This window comes from Clostridium sp. Marseille-P299 (assembly GCF_900078195.1).
In the GTDB taxonomy this organism is placed as follows: Bacteria; Bacillota; Clostridia; order Lachnospirales; family Lachnospiraceae; genus Lachnoclostridium.
The window spans coordinates 27,548-42,575 of record NZ_FJVE01000005.1 but is presented as its reverse complement, the minus strand read 5'-3'; the positions used below and the strand labels follow the sequence as shown (position 1 = coordinate 42,575).

The following is a 15,028-nucleotide window of genomic DNA, read 5'->3' as shown; positions in this document are numbered from 1 at the left end:
GGAAAATGAGAAAGGAGTATCTGAAATGGTACAAACAGAAACCAGACTTAAGGTTGCTGACAATACCGGTGCTAAAGAATTACTTTGCATTAGAGTATTGGGTGGCTCCACAAGAAGATATGCTAATATAGGCGATATCATCGTAGCTTCTGTTAAAGATGCAACACCAGGCGGAGTTGTAAAGAAGGGCGATGTTGTTAAGGCTGTAGTCGTACGTTCTGTAAAGGGAGCTCGTCGTAAGGACGGTTCTTATATCAGATTTGACGAAAATGCTGCCGTAATTATTAAAGATGATAAGAATCCAAAAGGAACTCGTATCTTTGGACCAGTAGCTAGAGAATTGAGAGAAAAGCAATTCATGAAAATCGTTTCACTAGCACCAGAAGTATTATAAGGAGGTGTCGTGACATGGCAACTACAAAAATCAAGAAGGGTGATACCGTTAAGGTAATCGCTGGTAAAGATAAAGGAAAAGAAGGAAAAGTAATTTCCGTTTCCGATGGAAAAGTTTTAGTAGAAGGTGTTAACACAGTAACAAAGCACAGCAAGGCATCTCAAAGCAATCCAAAGGGTGGTATTATCCATCAGGAAGCTCCTATTGATGCATCTAACGTTATGTATTTACACAAAGGTAAAACTACAAGAATCGGTTTTACAACAGTTGATGGCAAAAAAGGTCCTAAAAAAGTTCGTGTTGCTAAAACAACCGGAGATATCATTGACTAATTCTAAGAGAGGAGGTCATTTCAGTTGACTAGATTAAAAGAAATTTATATGAACGAAATCATGGCTGGTATGAAGAAGAAATTCGGTTATACGAACGATATGCAGATACCTAAGCTTGATAAAATAGTCATCAACATGGGTGTTGGTGAAGCAAAAGATAATGCGAAAGCACTTGAATCTGCTGTTAGAGATATGCAAATTATTGCAGGACAAAAACCTGTAATTACTAAAGCAAGAAAGTCAATTGCTAACTTTAAACTTAGAGAAGGCGTAGCTATTGGATGTAAAGTAACTTTAAGAGGCGAGAAAATGTATGAATTCGCAGATCGTCTTATTAACTTATCTCTTCCACGTGTACGTGACTTTAGAGGTGTAAACCCTAATGCATTTGACGGTAGAGGTAACTATGCTCTTGGTATTAAAGAGCAATTAATCTTCCCAGAAATCGAATACGATAAGGTTGATAAGGTTCGTGGTATGGATGTTATTTTCGTAACAACTGCCAAGACAGATGAAGAAGCTCGTGAATTATTGACATTATTCGGTATGCCATTTAGCAAATAGTTAAGGAGGGAATTCCATGGCTAAAACGTCAATGAAAGTGAAACAACAACGTACACAGAAATTCTCAACAAGAGAATATAATCGTTGTAGAATCTGTGGACGTCCTCATGCTTACTTAAGAAAATACGGAATCTGCAGAATTTGCTTCCGTGAGTTAGCATATAAGGGACAAATACCAGGTGTTAAAAAAGCAAGCTGGTAGGTTTAAGAAAGGAGGCAAATTTAAATGACAATGAGCGATCCAATCGCAGATATGCTTACAAGAATCCGTAACGCAAACACTGCTAAACATGATACAGTAGATGTACCTGCTTCTAAGATGAAAATTGCAATCGCAGAAATCCTCTTAAAAGAAGGTTATATTAAAGGCTTTGAAATAGAAGAAGTTGGAAGCTTCAAGACAATCCATATCACACTTAAGTATGGTAAGGATAAAAACGTTAAGGTAATTACAGGACTTAAGAGAATTTCTAAACCAGGACTTCGTGTATTTGCGAACAGAGATGAACTTCCTAAGGTTCTTGGTGGTTTAGGTATAGCTATTATTTCTACTAACAAGGGTGTTCTTACTGATAAAGAAGCAAGACAACAAAACGTTGGTGGAGAAGTATTAGCATTTATCTGGTAATGTAAAATGTTTACATTTAGATGGATTCATGTTAATATGTAGTATATTAAGATAATTCACTATATTTTTATAGATGTTCTGATTCACGGGGAAGAAGTCTTTTTTAAGATACTCTTTCCTACGGGGACAGTTTAGACTGTCAAACTTAATATAGGAGGTACGGGCATGTCACGTATAGGAAGAATGCCAATCGCGGTACCAGCAGGAGTAACTGTTGATATTGCAGAAAATAATAAAGTGACTGTAAAAGGTCCTTTAGGTACACTTGAAAGAGTGTTACCTGCTGAGATGGAAATTAAATTAGAAGGCGCAGAAATTATTGTTACAAGACCAAACGAATTAAAGAGAATGAAATCTTTACATGGTCTTACTAGAACATTAATCGCTAATATGGTAACTGGTGTTACTACTGGATATCAAAAAGTTCTTGAAATCAACGGTGTTGGTTACAGAGCTGCAAAAGCTGGTAAGGACCTTACATTAACTCTTGGATATTCTCATCCAGTAGTTATGACTGATCCTGAAGGCGTTGAAACTGTTCTTGAAGGACAAAATAAGATTACTGTTAAAGGTATCGACAAAGAAAAAGTTGGCCAATACGCTGCTGAAATCAGAGATAAGAGAAGACCTGAACCTTATAAGGGCAAGGGAATTAAGTATGCTGATGAAGTGATCAGACGTAAAGTTGGTAAGACTGGTAAGAAGTAGAAGGAGGAGAGAAAATAATGGTTAGTAAAGAGTCAAAGTCTAAAATCCGTGTGAAAAAGCATACAAGATTACGTAATCGTTTCTCAGGTACTCCAGAAAGACCACGTCTAGCTGTGTTTAGAAGTAATAATCATATGTACGCTCAGATCATCGATGACACTGTTGGTAATACATTAGTTTCAGCTTCAACACTTCAAAAAGACGTGAAAGCTGAACTTGAGAAAACCAATGATGTTGCAGCAGCAGCATACTTAGGTACTGTTATCGCAAAGAAAGCTTTAGAAAAAGGTATTAAAGCTGTTGTATTCGATAGAGGCGGATTCATATATCAGGGAAAAATTCAAGCATTAGCAGATGCAGCTAGAGAAGCTGGTCTCGAATTCTAGGCAAGGAGGAAAAAACATGAAACGTACAATCATTGATGCTAGTCAGTTAGAATTAGAAGATAAAGTAGTATCAATCAAGCGTGTAACAAAGGTTGTTAAAGGTGGACGTAATTTTCGTTTTACAGCCTTAGTCGTTGTTGGAGATAGAAACGGCCATGTTGGTGCAGGCTTAGGAAAAGCAACTGAAATTCCTGAAGCAATCCGTAAAGGAAAAGAAGATGCAATTAAGAAATTAATTACTTTACCTCTTGATCAAAATGGTAGTGTACCTCATGATTACATTGGTAAATTTGGTAGCGCATCCGTACTTTTAAAGCGTAGCCCAGAAGGTACTGGTGTTATCGCGGGTGGTCCTGCTCGTAACGTATTAGAGCTTGCAGGCTTTAAGAACATCCGTACAAAATCACTTGGCTCCAACAATAAGCAAAACGTGGTTTTAGCAACTATTGAAGGTTTAAGCCAATTAAAGACTCCAGAGGAAGTAGCTGCTCTTCGTGGCATTTCCGTTGAAGAGTTATTGGGTTAAGAATAGACGGAGGTGTTAAAAGTGGCAAACAATTTAAAGATAACTTTAACTAAATCAACCATCGGTGCTATTCCTAAGCATAAGGCTACAGTAGTAGCTTTAGGATTAAAGAAGTTAAATTCTACAGTGGAATTACCTGACAACGCTGCTACTAGAGGCATGGTTAATCAGGTTAAGCATTTAGTAAAGGTAGAAGAGATCTAATAATAAAGTAAGGAGGTGCACACGATGAATTTAACAGAATTAAGACCAGCGGATGGTTCAAAGCAAAGCAAGAACTTTAGACGCGGACGTGGACATGGTTCAGGAAATGGTAAGACAGCTGGTAAAGGTCATAAGGGACAAAAAGCTCGTTCAGGAGCTCCTAGAATCGGCTTTGAAGGTGGTCAGATGCCTTTATACCGTAGACTTCCTAAGAGAGGTTTCAAGAACAGAAACACGAAGGAAATTATTACAGTTAATGTAAGCATGTTAAATAAATTTGAAGATGGTGCAGACGTAACGATTGAAAGCTTAATGGAAATTGGCATCATTAATAATCCAAAAGATGGTGTAAAGATTCTTGGAAACGGAGAACTTACTAAGAAGCTTAATGTCAAGGTATCAGCTTTCAGCGAAAGCGCTATCGAAAAAATTAAGGCTCTTGGTGGAAATGCTGAGGTGATCTAATGTTTAAAACGGTCAGAAATGCCTTTAAGATTAAAGATATTAGAAACAGACTGTTATTTACGTTTATAGCACTAATTATTGTAAGACTTGGTTCTGCACTCCCTGTACCGGGAGTGAACCAAGATTACTTTTCATTGTGGATGAGCCAACGTTTTGGTGATGGAATGGGATTCCTTGACATGCTAACAGGTGGTTCATTTTCACAAATGTCAATCTTTGCACTTAATATATCACCATACATCACTTCATCCATTATTATGCAGTTGTTAACAATTGCAATTCCTAAATTAGAGGAACTTCAAAAGGATGGAGAAACTGGTAGAAAGAAGATTGCAGAAATCTCTAGATATCTAACAATTGGACTTGCTATTGTTGAATCAGTTGCAATGACAATTGGCTTTGGTGGATCTGGAATATTACAAGGTGGACTTACTTTTACTAACGTAGTTGTTATTACTGCATCCTTTACAGCTGGTTCTGCCTTCCTTATGTGGTTAGGTGAAAGAATTACAGAAAAAGGTGTTGGTAATGGTATATCAATCATCTTGTTAATAAACATAATATCAGGATTGCCAAGTGACATTCATAACTTATTTACACAATTTGTATTTAATGGAAAAGGTGTAGTTAGTGGTGTTATTGGTGCAGTTCTCATAGTAGCTGTAATTGTACTTACTGTTGTGCTAATTATTCTTTTACAAGATGCACAAAGAAAAATCGCAGTACAATATGCTAAAAAGGTACAGGGAAGAAAAATGGTGGGTGGACAATCCTCCTTTATTCCATTAAAGGTTAATACCGCAGGTGTTATTCCAGTAATCTTTGCTGTATCATTGATGCAATTTCCGATTATAATCTCATCTTTCTTTAGTGTATATCCGGAGAGAGCATATTTTTGGCCGAAAGTTCTTTACTTTTTAAACCAAAGTTCATGGTTTGATCTTAAAGATGGTGCATTTAAATACACGCTCGGCGTATTAGTTTATATTGCCTTAATATTGTTCTTTGCATACTTCTATACATCGATTACTTTTAATCCAATTGAAGTAGCTAACAATATGAAGAAACAGGGTGGTTTTATTCCTGGTATTCGTCCAGGTAAACCAACTACAGAGTACTTAAATAAGGTATTAAATTACATTATTTTTATTGGTGCAATTGGCCTAACTATCGTGGCTCTTATCCCATTGGTCTTCGGAGGCTTATTTAATGCGAGAGTCTCCTTTGGTGGTACATCTTTAATCATCGTTGTTGGTGTTGTTCTTGAAACAATGAAACAAATTGATTCTCAGATGTTAGTTCGTCACTATAAGGGATTCTTAAATGACTAGTGAATTGATTGGGTACTGTAAAAAGACACGTCATTACACTTGTAAGGTTCATTGATAATTAGGGTGGGGCAATTTTTGCTCCACCCTAATGTAGTTATAGATATTAATGTATAATTTATAAAAAAGTTTTATAGAATTAAATATAGGAATAATAATATAACATGGAATGTGATTATATTATATGGAAGGATGGTATACAGCATGAAGATTATTATGTTAGGGGCGCCAGGCGCTGGCAAAGGAACTCAAGCTAAGAAGATCGCTAACAAGTATGGCATACCACATATTTCAACTGGAGATATTTTTAGAGCAAACATTAAGAATAATACTGAACTAGGGAAAAAGGCAAAAGAGTATATGGACCAAGGATTATTGGTACCTGATGAATTAACTCTTAGCTTGATAATGGATCGTTTTAGTCAAGCAGACTGTGAAAATGGTTATGTATTAGATGGTTTTCCAAGAACAATTCCTCAAGCAGAAGCATTAACAAATGCTTTAAAAGAGGCAGGAGAAGCAATTGATTTTGCAATTAATGTTGAAGTACCAGATGAAAATATCGTGGCTCGTATGTCAGGCAGAAGAGCGTGCGTAAACTGCGGTGGAACCTATCATGTTGTATTTAACCCTACAAAAATAGATGGCGTTTGTGATACGTGTGGCGGAGAACTAGTGCTAAGAGACGACGATAAGCCGGAAACAGTAGCGAAACGTTTAAATGTTTATCATAATCAGACAAAGCCATTAATCGACTATTATGCAAAACTTGATGTTTTAAAAGAAGTAGACGGTACAAAAGAAGTATCCGAAGTATTTGAAGACATTACTGCAATTTTAGAAGATAAATAAGGCAATACCATTCCATGAGGGTAAATAACAAAAGTGTTTTAAGTTTTAAGGAGAGACGAAATGTCAGTTACTATAAAATCTAGCAAGGAAATTGAGCTTATGCGTGAAGCAGGAAAAATACTAGCTGAAGTGCATGATCAATTAGCTGAAATTGTTTTACCTGGTATCACAACAATGGACATAAATAAAAAAGCAGACGAATTAATACGTTCTTTCCACTGTATTCCTTCATTCTTGAATTATAATGGATATCCTGCTTCTGTATGTGTTTCTGTAAACGACGAAGTTGTTCATGGTATACCATCTAAGAAACGAATTATTACAGAGGGGGATATCGTAAGTATCGATGCGGGAGTTATCTATAAGGGATATCATTCAGACGCAGCGAGAACAATTCCAGTAGGTAATATTAGCGAAGAGGCGAAAAAGTTAATAGAAGTCACAAAACAAAGTTTCTTCGAAGGTATTAAATACGCTAAAGAAGGGTATCATCTACATGATATATCTGCTGCGATTGAGGATTATGTTGTAGCTCATGGATTTTCCTGCGTTAGAGATTTAGTTGGGCATGGAATCGGAACACAGTTGCATGAAGAACCGCAGATACCTAATTTCAGACAAAAAAGAAGAGGAATTAAATTGCAAGCAGGTATGACACTTGCAATAGAACCAATGGTTAATATTGGTGGGTATGATGTTTGCTGGTTGGACGATGATTGGACTGTCGTTACTGAAGACGGAACGTTATCAGCTCATTATGAAAATACAATATTGATTACGACAGGTGATCCGGAAGTGTTATCACTTCCTAATTGCAATCATTAATAATGGAGGTATATAAATGTCAAAAACAGACGTTGTTGAAATTGAAGGAACAGTAATTGAAAAATTACCGAATGCAATGTTTCAGGTTGAATTAGAGAATGGTCATAAAGTGTTAGCTCATATTAGCGGTAAGTTACGTATGAACTTCATTAAGATTGTACCAGGAGATAAAGTAACCTTGGAATTATCTCCATATGATTTAACTAAGGGAAGAATTATCTGGAGAGATAAATAAGTTTTTTAGTTGTTACTACTTTATTCTTTTTAATCATCTTATTTTAAGGACAAGATAATAAGTTTGAGAGATTAGAATAATGTTTAACATATATGACAACAGAGCTTTTTTACACGCTTATGTTGTTTGATACTAGGATATAAAATGAATAATTTTATATTCAGGATTGAAGTCTGACTTATTATGCATACAAAGTTTATTTAATTTAAAAAATATGCTTGCCAATTGCGCAAAGTGATGCTATAATGATAGACGGACTTTTTTTGAAAGGAGTGAATTGTAATGAAGGTTAGATCTTCAGTTAAACCAATTTGCGAAAAGTGTAAAATTATTAAGAGAAAGGGCGCCATCAGAGTTATCTGTGAGAACCCTAAACACAAACAAAGACAAGGCTAATATCAATTGAAACGAGGATTTCAATTGTTTTCATAAGGTACGTTATGTACTTATATAGAAAATAGTTCTTGCTTTCTGTGTTACAATCGCTTGTTTTTTAGAACAAGCCATGTTGTGATATTGTGGACTGTTTCTGATAACAGTTTTAGAACTTGTGTGTCATTATCACCTTGTTCTTTCGCTTTAGAAATTCTAAGAATTTGCTAATTGCGACACAATTTAAAGCGGCTGACGTAGTGACATCCGCTTGGACGTCTTTTTTGTGCGTATTCCTATTTTGGTTTGCGACAAGATTGATACTCCAGGGAGAGTTGTTATTACGGATAATTAACAATAGGTTTGAAAAATCAATCCTAACGTTTTGTTCATGCATAAGTGTGTATGAATGTCATTGAAACAACTAATCAGAGGGGTTACTGCGTACTTGTATTCATTTCACTTAGCGTTATCGCTATGTTACAAGGATAGTACTCTCAATATTAATTAATGGAGGTGCATAGTCACATGGCTCGTATTAGTGGTGTAGACTTACCAAGAGAAAAGCGTGTAGAAATCGGCCTTACTTATGTGTATGGTATCGGTAGAGTAAGCTCAAATCGTATCCTTGCTAAAGCAGGAATTAATCCAGATACACGTGTTAGAGACTTAACAGACGAAGAAGTAGCAAAAATTCGTGACGTTATCGACGAAACAATGCTTGTTGAAGGTGATTTAAGAAGAGATATCGCTCTTAATATTAAGAGATTACAAGAAATTGGATGCTACAGAGGAATTCGTCATAGAAAAGGTCTTCCAGTTCGTGGACAGAAGACAAAGACAAACGCTAGAACAAGAAAAGGTCCTAAGCGTACCGTTGCTAACAAGAAGAAATAAAAAATCCAATAGGAGGGTTTGTAATGGCTAAGAAGATAGCAGCTAAAAAAGTGACAAAGAAACGTGTTAAGAAAAATGTCGACCGTGGACAGGCACATATCCAGTCATCTTTTAATAATACAATTGTTACCTTAACAGATGCTGAAGGTAACGCTCTTTCATGGGCAAGCGCTGGTGGATTAGGATTCAGAGGTTCTAGAAAGTCAACTCCATATGCAGCGCAAATGGCAGCTGAAACTGCAGCAAAGGCAGCTTTAGTTCATGGTTTAAAATCAGTTGATGTTATGGTTAAGGGACCTGGTTCAGGTAGAGAAGCAGCAATCCGTGCGCTTCAAGCTTGTGGTATTGAAGTAACAAGCATTAAGGACGTAACTCCAGTTCCTCATAACGGATGTAGACCACCAAAACGTAGAAGAGTCTAATAGGAGGTATATAGAACATGGCAAGAGATATGGGTCCTGTATTAAAGAGATGTAGAGCTCTTGGGCTTGAACCAACATTTTTGGGAATTGACAAGAAATCCAACAGAAACTTTGCAAGAGCAGGTAAAAAAGTAAGTGAATATGGCTTACAGTTAAGAGAAAAACAAAAGGCTAAATTCATCTATGGTGTATTAGAGAAGCCTTTCAGAAATAACTTTGAAAAAGCTCAGAAATTAAAATATGGTACAGCAGGTGAAAACTTATTAATTCTTCTAGAATTAAGACTTGATAACGTAATCTATCGTATGGGATATGGTAGAACTAGAACAGAAGCTAGACAAATCGTTGGTCATAAGCACGTTTTAGTAAATGGTAAATGTGTAAACATTCCATCTTATCAAGTAAAAGCTGGTGATGTTATTTCTATCAAAGAAAAACATAAATCTGCTCAAAGATATAAAGATGTTTTAGAGGTAACGAATGGAAGAACAGTTCCAGCTTGGTTAGAAGCAGATCATGAAAACCTTACAGGTACTGTAAAAGAAATTCCTACCAGAGATCAAATTGATGTTCCTGTAAATGAAATGCTTATCGTCGAGTTGTACTCTAAATAATAAATTAAGAGGTAAGGATTTTATATTTTTAACCTTTAATTATATTTGGAATACCTTCGTAAAACCCAAAAGGAGGGTCCACTGTGTTTGATTTTGAAAAACCAAAAATTGAGATAGCTGAAATTTCAGAAGATAAGAAATATGGAAGATTTGTTGTTGAACCCCTTGAAAGAGGATACGGTACAACACTTGGTAATTCTTTAAGAAGAATTATGCTTTCATCTTTACCTGGTGCAGCTGTTAGTCAAGTTAAAATTGACGGGGTTGTTCATGAATTTTCCGGAATTCCTGGTGTTAAGGAAGACGTAACAGAAATTATCATGAATATTAAGAGCCTTGCAATCAAAAACACAAGCGAGACGAATGAACCAAAAACTGCATACATTGAGTTTGAGGGAGAAGGCGTTGTAAAAGCAGGCGATATTCAGGCTGATCCTGATATTGAAATACTAAACCCGGATTTAGTAATCGCGACCTTAAATGGAGGAGCAAACAGTAAGCTTTACATGGAACTTACGATTACGAAGGGTAGAGGATATATTAGTGCAGATAAGAATAAAAATGATGATTTACCAATTGGTGTAATCGCAGTTGATTCTATCTACACACCTGTTGAGCGTGTTAATTTAACAGTAGAAAATACACGTGTGGGTCAGATTACCGACTTTGATAAGTTAACCTTAGACGTATATACAAATGGTACATTAGTGCCTGATGAAGCTGTTAGTTTGGCTGCAAAAGTATTAAGCGAGCACTTAAATTCCTTTATTGATCTTTCTGAGAATGCAAAGACAGCTGAAGTTATGGTTGAAAAAGAAGACAATGAAAAAGAAAAAGTGATGGAAATGAACATTGATGAGTTAGAATTATCAGTTCGTTCCTATAACTGCTTAAAGAGAGCCGGAATTAATACGGTTGAAGAGTTATGCAATAGAACTTCTGAAGATATGATGAAGGTAAGAAACCTTGGACGTAAGTCATTGGAAGAAGTATTAGCTAAGCTTAAAGAGCTTGGTTTATCATTAAACATGAGCGATGACTAAAAGGTTGGTCGTATCGTTTTTACTCATATAAGGAGGGAATAAAATGGCAGGCTACAGAAAACTTGGAAGAACTTCAAGTCAGAGAAAAGCATTGTTAAGAAATCAAGTTACTAATCTCTTATACAATGGCAAAATTGTAACTACCGAAGCGAAAGCAAAAGAAATCCGCAGAATCGCTGAAGGCATGATTGCATTAGCTGTTAAAGAGAAAGATAACTTTGAAACAGTTACAGTAACTGCTAAAGTTGCTCGTAAAGATAAAGATGGAAAAAGAGTAAAGGAAGTTGTTGATGGAAAGAAAGTAAACGTTTATGATAACGTTGAAAAGACTATCAAAAAGGATAAGCCTTCTAGACTTCATGCAAGAAGAAAGATGCTTTCCTACCTTTACACAGTAACAGAAGTTCCTACAGAAGCAGCTGGAAAGAAAAAGAATACTAAGACTGTTGATCTTGCTGATAAATTATTTGAAGAGATCGCACCTAAGTATACAGATCGTAACGGTGGTTATACAAGAATCGTAAAGATTGGCCAACGTAAAGGCGATGCTGCTATGGAAGTTTTAATTGAATTAGTGTAATCTTTATATAGAAAGTATTACAAAGTGCGTTGCAGATGCTCCGCATTTTGTAATACTTTTTTTGTTTTTCAGAAAATAAAAAATAGCATAATTACCCAAATAAAATTAGCATTGCAAATCTCATCTTTTTAAACTACAATGGAAAAGATAAGTATAGTGTAATAAATTAAAGAACAGTAGGTGTTACAATGAATATGATAGAAGCTAAAAAATTAGTTTTTGAATATATTAGGCGTGATGAAGAGGGAAATGTAGAGTCGATTCATCGTGCCATTGATAATGTTAGCTTAGATGTAAAAAAAGGTGACTTTGTAGCTATCCTTGGACACAATGGTTCTGGTAAATCAACGATTGCAAAGCATATTAATGCTATACTTCTACCTACCGAAGGTACCCTTATTGTCAATGGTATGGATACGAAGGAAGAAGATAAGCTTTGGGATATTAGGCAATCGGCCGGTATGGTATTTCAAAATCCAGATAACCAAATCATAGCAACGGTAGTAGAAGAAGATGTAGGGTTTGGTCCAGAAAATATGGGTGTTCCAACGGAAGAAATTTGGAAAAGAGTTGAAGAGAGTCTAAAAGCAGTTGGGATGTATGAGTATCGCACCCATTCACCCAATAAACTTTCTGGTGGGCAAAAGCAACGTGTTGCAATCGCTGGAATCATGGCAATGAGGCCACAATGTATCATTCTTGATGAACCAACTGCCATGCTTGATCCCAATGGCAGAAAAGAGGTAATACGCACCATACGTGAATTGAATAAGAAAGAACACGTAACCGTATTATTAATAACACACTATATGGATGAAGTTATAAAGGCAGATAAGGTGATTGTTATGGATGATGGTAAGGTTGTAATGCAAGGTACACCAAAAGAGATATTTTCACAAGTGGATAAGCTAAAATCATACCGTCTTGATGTTCCACAGGTAACAGAACTTGCATATGAACTTAAAAAGCAGGGAATGCCGCTTCCTGATGGAATATTAACTGTAGAAGAATTTAGCGAAGAGATGAAGAAGTTGATATAGATACGAAAGGCATGGTGTGAACTATAATGTCAATTAGTTTGAAAAATCTAAATTATGTCTATAGCGAGGGAACAGCTTATGAAAAGCATGCTCTGAAAGATATTAATTTAGACATTAAAGATGGTCAATTCATTGGATTGATTGGGCATACAGGGTCTGGCAAGTCTACATTAATCCAACATTTAAATGGTCTTGTTAAGGCTACTAGTGGTGGTGTTTATTATAATGGTAAGAATATATATGATTCAGATTATAATTTAAAAGCACATCGAAGTAAGGTAGGATTAGTATTTCAGTATCCAGAGCATCAGTTGTTTGAAACTACAGTTATTAAAGATGTTCAATTTGGACCTAAGAATCTAGGTTTAACACCTTTAGAAGTAGATCTTCGCTCTTACGAGGCCTTAAAGATGGTAGGAATCGGGGAGGATTTAATTGATGCATCTCCATTTGAACTTTCCGGAGGGCAAAAGAGAAGGGTAGCGATTGCTGGTGTATTAGCTATGAAACCAGAGGTGCTTATTTTAGATGAGCCTACTGCTGGACTTGATCCAAAGGGTCGAGATGAAATATTAGATCAAGTAGCAAAGATCCATAAAGAACAGAAAATAACCGTTATTTTAGTATCACATAGTATGGAAGATGTGGCAAAGTACGTGGAACGCATTATTGTAATGAATAAAGGACAGATCATGTTTGATAATACGCCAAACAATGTCTTTTCCCATTATAAAGAGCTTGAAAAAATAGGGTTAGCGGCGCCACAAGTAACTTATATTATGAATCATCTAAAGGAAATCGGTATCCCTGTAGATACTAAGGCTACGACGATTCCTTTGGCAAAAGAAGAGATACTTCACTGGTGGAAGCAACATAGGTAGAAAGGATAAAATACATGATAAGAGATATTACAATTGGACAATATTATCCGGCGGACTCTATCTTGCATCGCCTAGATCCTAGAGTTAAGTTAATTGGTACTTTAGTGTTTATTGTTTCGTTGTTTTTATTTGATACATTTGTAGGATATATACTTGCAGGGCTATTTTTATTTGGTGTAATAAAATTATCAAAAGTACCCTTTAAGTTTATTGTTAAGGGGCTAAAGGCAGTTGTTATACTATTAATATTTACCCTAATCTTCAACGTTTTTTTAACTCCTGGTGAACCAATATTTACATTAGGATTTATCAAAGTAACGAAAGAAGGACTTCGTACGGCTGCATTTATGGGAATACGATTGGTTTTCTTAATCTTAGGTTCCTCATTAATGACATTCACAACAACACCAAACCAGTTAACAGATGGACTTGAGAATTTATTAGGACCGTTAAAAAAAATCCATGTACCAGTGCATGAAGTGGCGATGATGATGTCAATTGCACTTCGATTTATCCCTATTTTATTAGAAGAAACGGATAAAATTATGAAAGCACAACAAGCAAGAGGTGCGGATTTTGAATCAGGTAAATTAATTCAGAGAGCAAAAGCGATGATTCCTATTTTGGTACCGTTGTTTATTTCAGCATTTCGTCGTGCAAGCGATTTGGCAATGGCGATGGAAGCGAGATGCTATCGTGGTGGAAATGGAAGAACGAAAATGAAACCACTAAAATATAAGAAACGAGATTACATTACATTTTTATTATTTGTAACGTATATCGGCGGTATTATAACAATTAATAAGTTGATTTAATGATAGAGAAATTATAGCGATTTTAATGATAAATGGGACATCAGTTTAAGGAGCAGTTTTAATGAGAGTAAAGTTAGAGGTAGCCTATGATGGTACCAATTATTGCGGTTGGCAAATACAGCCTAATGTAGTAACTGTAGAAGGAATGCTAAATCAGGAGCTTTCAAGGTTATTAAAGGAAGATATCACGGTGATAGGTGCTAGCCGAACTGACTCAGGCGTTCACGCATTTGGTAATGTTGCTGTCTTTGATACAAATACTAGGATACCTGCCGAAAAGATATCCTATGCCTTAAATCAGAGCTTACCGGATGATATTGTGGTACAATCCTCTTGTGAAGTTCAGGAAGATTTTCATCCTAGATATTGCGATTGCATTAAAACCTATGAGTATAAGATATTAAATGCTACTTTTCCGGAACCAACAAAGCGTTTATATACACATTTTGTACATCGCAACCTTGATGCGGAAGCGATGCAGACAGCTGCTAATTATTTCATAGGTAGACATGACTTTGTCAGTTTTTGCTCAAGCAATACACAAGTTAAGGATACAACTAGGGAAATTTATAATGTTGATATTTTAAAGGATAGAAATGTAATTACAATTCGAATCCGTGGAAATGGTTTTTTATATAATATGGTACGTATTATTGCAGGAACCTTGATACAAGTAGGTAGTAATTTTATACCTCCAGAGCAAGTAAAAGAAATATTAGAAGCTAAGGACCGAACAAAAGCAGGTCCTACGGCGCCAGCCAAGGGCCTAACGCTGGTTGGAATTGAGTATTTATAAAGTAGATGCATATGAGCAGGAGACAAGATGAACTTATGGTGAACTTTGTTTCCTGCTCATTAAACTTTGTTAGCAGAAGTTTAAAACCTAAGTGAATGGTAACAATAGAGTAATAAAAATA

The 15,028-nt window shown here is 35.9% G+C and carries 24 protein-coding genes; all 24 read left to right on the top strand.

Annotated features, from left to right (window positions below):
• Positions 1–25: 25 nt before the first annotated feature.
• The gene (gene rplN, locus BN4220_RS02020; protein WP_066712894.1) at positions 26–394 is read left to right on the top strand and encodes a 50S ribosomal protein L14; all 369 of its coding nucleotides are present in this window, start codon (positions 26–28) and stop codon (positions 392–394) included.
• Positions 395–408: 14 nt separating this feature from the next.
• On the top strand, positions 409–726 hold the full coding sequence (rplX, locus tag BN4220_RS02015) for a 50S ribosomal protein L24 (RefSeq protein WP_066712892.1): 318 nt from the start codon (positions 409–411) through the stop codon (positions 724–726).
• A 24-nt stretch (positions 727–750) separates the two neighbouring features.
• The gene (gene rplE, locus BN4220_RS02010) at positions 751–1,290 is read left to right on the top strand and encodes a 50S ribosomal protein L5 (RefSeq protein ID WP_066712889.1); all 540 of its coding nucleotides are present in this window, start codon (positions 751–753) and stop codon (positions 1,288–1,290) included.
• Positions 1,291–1,306: 16 nt separating this feature from the next.
• Positions 1,307–1,492, top strand: a complete 186-nt coding sequence (locus tag BN4220_RS02005; protein WP_066712887.1) for a type Z 30S ribosomal protein S14 — start codon at positions 1,307–1,309, stop codon at positions 1,490–1,492.
• Positions 1,493–1,516: 24 nt separating this feature from the next.
• Positions 1,517–1,918 carry a 30S ribosomal protein S8 gene (rpsH, locus tag BN4220_RS02000; RefSeq protein ID WP_066712886.1) on the top strand — a complete coding sequence of 134 codons (402 nt, stop codon included), beginning with the start codon at positions 1,517–1,519 and terminating at the stop codon, positions 1,916–1,918.
• 165 nt (positions 1,919–2,083) lie between these two features.
• Positions 2,084–2,626 (top strand): 50S ribosomal protein L6, encoded by a 543-nt coding sequence (gene rplF / locus BN4220_RS01995; RefSeq protein ID WP_066712884.1) that lies wholly within the window; start codon positions 2,084–2,086, stop codon positions 2,624–2,626.
• Between the two features lie 17 nt (positions 2,627–2,643).
• The gene (gene rplR / locus BN4220_RS01990; protein ID WP_066712882.1) at positions 2,644–3,012 is read left to right on the top strand and encodes a 50S ribosomal protein L18; all 369 of its coding nucleotides are present in this window, start codon (positions 2,644–2,646) and stop codon (positions 3,010–3,012) included.
• A gap of 16 nt (positions 3,013–3,028) precedes the next feature.
• Complete coding sequence (rpsE, locus tag BN4220_RS01985; protein WP_066712881.1) at positions 3,029–3,538, top strand: 30S ribosomal protein S5; 510 nt, start codon at positions 3,029–3,031, stop codon at positions 3,536–3,538.
• Between the two features lie 21 nt (positions 3,539–3,559).
• A complete protein-coding gene (rpmD, locus tag BN4220_RS01980; RefSeq protein WP_066712879.1) occupies positions 3,560–3,742 on the top strand; it encodes a 50S ribosomal protein L30 in 183 nt (60 codons plus the stop codon).
• A gap of 24 nt (positions 3,743–3,766) precedes the next feature.
• Positions 3,767–4,207: a 50S ribosomal protein L15 gene (gene rplO / locus BN4220_RS01975; RefSeq protein ID WP_066712877.1), complete on the top strand. Its 441-nt coding sequence runs from the start codon at positions 3,767–3,769 to the stop codon at positions 4,205–4,207.
• Positions 4,207–5,538 carry a preprotein translocase subunit SecY gene (gene secY / locus BN4220_RS01970; RefSeq protein ID WP_066712874.1) on the top strand — a complete coding sequence of 444 codons (1,332 nt, stop codon included), beginning with the start codon at positions 4,207–4,209 and terminating at the stop codon, positions 5,536–5,538. The genes rplO and secY overlap by 1 nt, the downstream gene beginning before the upstream one ends.
• 201 nt (positions 5,539–5,739) lie before the next feature.
• Entirely contained in the window at positions 5,740–6,387 is a 648-nt protein-coding gene (locus BN4220_RS01965; RefSeq protein ID WP_066712872.1) for an adenylate kinase, read from the top strand.
• A 60-nt stretch (positions 6,388–6,447) separates the two neighbouring features.
• A complete protein-coding gene (map, locus tag BN4220_RS01960) occupies positions 6,448–7,212 on the top strand; it encodes a type I methionyl aminopeptidase (RefSeq protein WP_066712870.1) in 765 nt (254 codons plus the stop codon).
• A gap of 16 nt (positions 7,213–7,228) precedes the next feature.
• Positions 7,229–7,447 carry a translation initiation factor IF-1 gene (gene infA, locus BN4220_RS01955; RefSeq protein WP_066712868.1) on the top strand — a complete coding sequence of 73 codons (219 nt, stop codon included), beginning with the start codon at positions 7,229–7,231 and terminating at the stop codon, positions 7,445–7,447.
• Positions 7,448–7,729: 282 nt separating this feature from the next.
• Entirely contained in the window at positions 7,730–7,843 is a 114-nt protein-coding gene (gene rpmJ / locus BN4220_RS19680; RefSeq protein WP_012201638.1) for a 50S ribosomal protein L36, read from the top strand.
• A gap of 504 nt (positions 7,844–8,347) precedes the next feature.
• Positions 8,348–8,716, top strand: a complete 369-nt coding sequence (gene rpsM / locus BN4220_RS01950) for a 30S ribosomal protein S13 (RefSeq protein WP_066712866.1) — start codon at positions 8,348–8,350, stop codon at positions 8,714–8,716.
• 23 nt (positions 8,717–8,739) lie between these two features.
• Positions 8,740–9,138 carry a 30S ribosomal protein S11 gene (gene rpsK / locus BN4220_RS01945; protein WP_066712864.1) on the top strand — a complete coding sequence of 133 codons (399 nt, stop codon included), beginning with the start codon at positions 8,740–8,742 and terminating at the stop codon, positions 9,136–9,138.
• Positions 9,139–9,155: 17 nt separating this feature from the next.
• Positions 9,156–9,752 (top strand): 30S ribosomal protein S4, encoded by a 597-nt coding sequence (gene rpsD, locus BN4220_RS01940; RefSeq protein ID WP_066712862.1) that lies wholly within the window; start codon positions 9,156–9,158, stop codon positions 9,750–9,752.
• A gap of 83 nt (positions 9,753–9,835) precedes the next feature.
• Positions 9,836–10,795, top strand: a complete 960-nt coding sequence (locus tag BN4220_RS01935; RefSeq protein ID WP_066712860.1) for a DNA-directed RNA polymerase subunit alpha — start codon at positions 9,836–9,838, stop codon at positions 10,793–10,795.
• Positions 10,796–10,838: 43 nt separating this feature from the next.
• Positions 10,839–11,375, top strand: a complete 537-nt coding sequence (locus BN4220_RS01930) for a bL17 family ribosomal protein (protein ID WP_066712858.1) — start codon at positions 10,839–10,841, stop codon at positions 11,373–11,375.
• Positions 11,376–11,563: 188 nt separating this feature from the next.
• Complete coding sequence (locus tag BN4220_RS01925) at positions 11,564–12,415, top strand: energy-coupling factor transporter ATPase (protein WP_066712856.1); 852 nt, start codon at positions 11,564–11,566, stop codon at positions 12,413–12,415.
• Positions 12,416–12,441: 26 nt separating this feature from the next.
• Positions 12,442–13,296 (top strand): energy-coupling factor transporter ATPase, encoded by an 855-nt coding sequence (locus tag BN4220_RS01920; protein ID WP_066712854.1) that lies wholly within the window; start codon positions 12,442–12,444, stop codon positions 13,294–13,296.
• A 14-nt stretch (positions 13,297–13,310) separates the two neighbouring features.
• Positions 13,311–14,111: an energy-coupling factor transporter transmembrane component T family protein gene (locus BN4220_RS01915; RefSeq protein ID WP_066712852.1), complete on the top strand. Its 801-nt coding sequence runs from the start codon at positions 13,311–13,313 to the stop codon at positions 14,109–14,111.
• Positions 14,112–14,172: 61 nt separating this feature from the next.
• Positions 14,173–14,907 carry a tRNA pseudouridine(38-40) synthase TruA gene (truA, locus tag BN4220_RS01910; protein ID WP_066712850.1) on the top strand — a complete coding sequence of 245 codons (735 nt, stop codon included), beginning with the start codon at positions 14,173–14,175 and terminating at the stop codon, positions 14,905–14,907.
• Positions 14,908–15,028: the final 121 nt, after the last annotated feature.

Coding starts and splice junctions, on each gene's coding strand:
- rplN (WP_066712894.1), top strand. CDS start 26: ATGGTACAAACAGAAACCAGACTTAAGGTTGCTGACAATACCGGTGCT.
- rplX (WP_066712892.1), top strand. CDS start 409: ATGGCAACTACAAAAATCAAGAAGGGTGATACCGTTAAGGTAATCGCT.
- BN4220_RS02005 (WP_066712887.1), top strand. CDS start 1,307: ATGGCTAAAACGTCAATGAAAGTGAAACAACAACGTACACAGAAATTC.
- rpsH (WP_066712886.1), top strand. CDS start 1,517: ATGACAATGAGCGATCCAATCGCAGATATGCTTACAAGAATCCGTAAC.
- rplF (WP_066712884.1), top strand. CDS start 2,084: ATGTCACGTATAGGAAGAATGCCAATCGCGGTACCAGCAGGAGTAACT.
- rplR (WP_066712882.1), top strand. CDS start 2,644: ATGGTTAGTAAAGAGTCAAAGTCTAAAATCCGTGTGAAAAAGCATACA.
- rpsE (WP_066712881.1), top strand. CDS start 3,029: ATGAAACGTACAATCATTGATGCTAGTCAGTTAGAATTAGAAGATAAA.
- rplO (WP_066712877.1), top strand. CDS start 3,767: ATGAATTTAACAGAATTAAGACCAGCGGATGGTTCAAAGCAAAGCAAG.
- secY (WP_066712874.1), top strand. CDS start 4,207: ATGTTTAAAACGGTCAGAAATGCCTTTAAGATTAAAGATATTAGAAAC.
- BN4220_RS01965 (WP_066712872.1), top strand. CDS start 5,740: ATGAAGATTATTATGTTAGGGGCGCCAGGCGCTGGCAAAGGAACTCAA.
- map (WP_066712870.1), top strand. CDS start 6,448: ATGTCAGTTACTATAAAATCTAGCAAGGAAATTGAGCTTATGCGTGAA.
- infA (WP_066712868.1), top strand. CDS start 7,229: ATGTCAAAAACAGACGTTGTTGAAATTGAAGGAACAGTAATTGAAAAA.
- rpmJ (WP_012201638.1), top strand. CDS start 7,730: ATGAAGGTTAGATCTTCAGTTAAACCAATTTGCGAAAAGTGTAAAATT.
- rpsM (WP_066712866.1), top strand. CDS start 8,348: ATGGCTCGTATTAGTGGTGTAGACTTACCAAGAGAAAAGCGTGTAGAA.
- rpsK (WP_066712864.1), top strand. CDS start 8,740: ATGGCTAAGAAGATAGCAGCTAAAAAAGTGACAAAGAAACGTGTTAAG.
- rpsD (WP_066712862.1), top strand. CDS start 9,156: ATGGCAAGAGATATGGGTCCTGTATTAAAGAGATGTAGAGCTCTTGGG.
- BN4220_RS01930 (WP_066712858.1), top strand. CDS start 10,839: ATGGCAGGCTACAGAAAACTTGGAAGAACTTCAAGTCAGAGAAAAGCA.
- BN4220_RS01925 (WP_066712856.1), top strand. CDS start 11,564: ATGAATATGATAGAAGCTAAAAAATTAGTTTTTGAATATATTAGGCGT.
- BN4220_RS01920 (WP_066712854.1), top strand. CDS start 12,442: ATGTCAATTAGTTTGAAAAATCTAAATTATGTCTATAGCGAGGGAACA.
- BN4220_RS01915 (WP_066712852.1), top strand. CDS start 13,311: ATGATAAGAGATATTACAATTGGACAATATTATCCGGCGGACTCTATC.
- truA (WP_066712850.1), top strand. CDS start 14,173: ATGAGAGTAAAGTTAGAGGTAGCCTATGATGGTACCAATTATTGCGGT.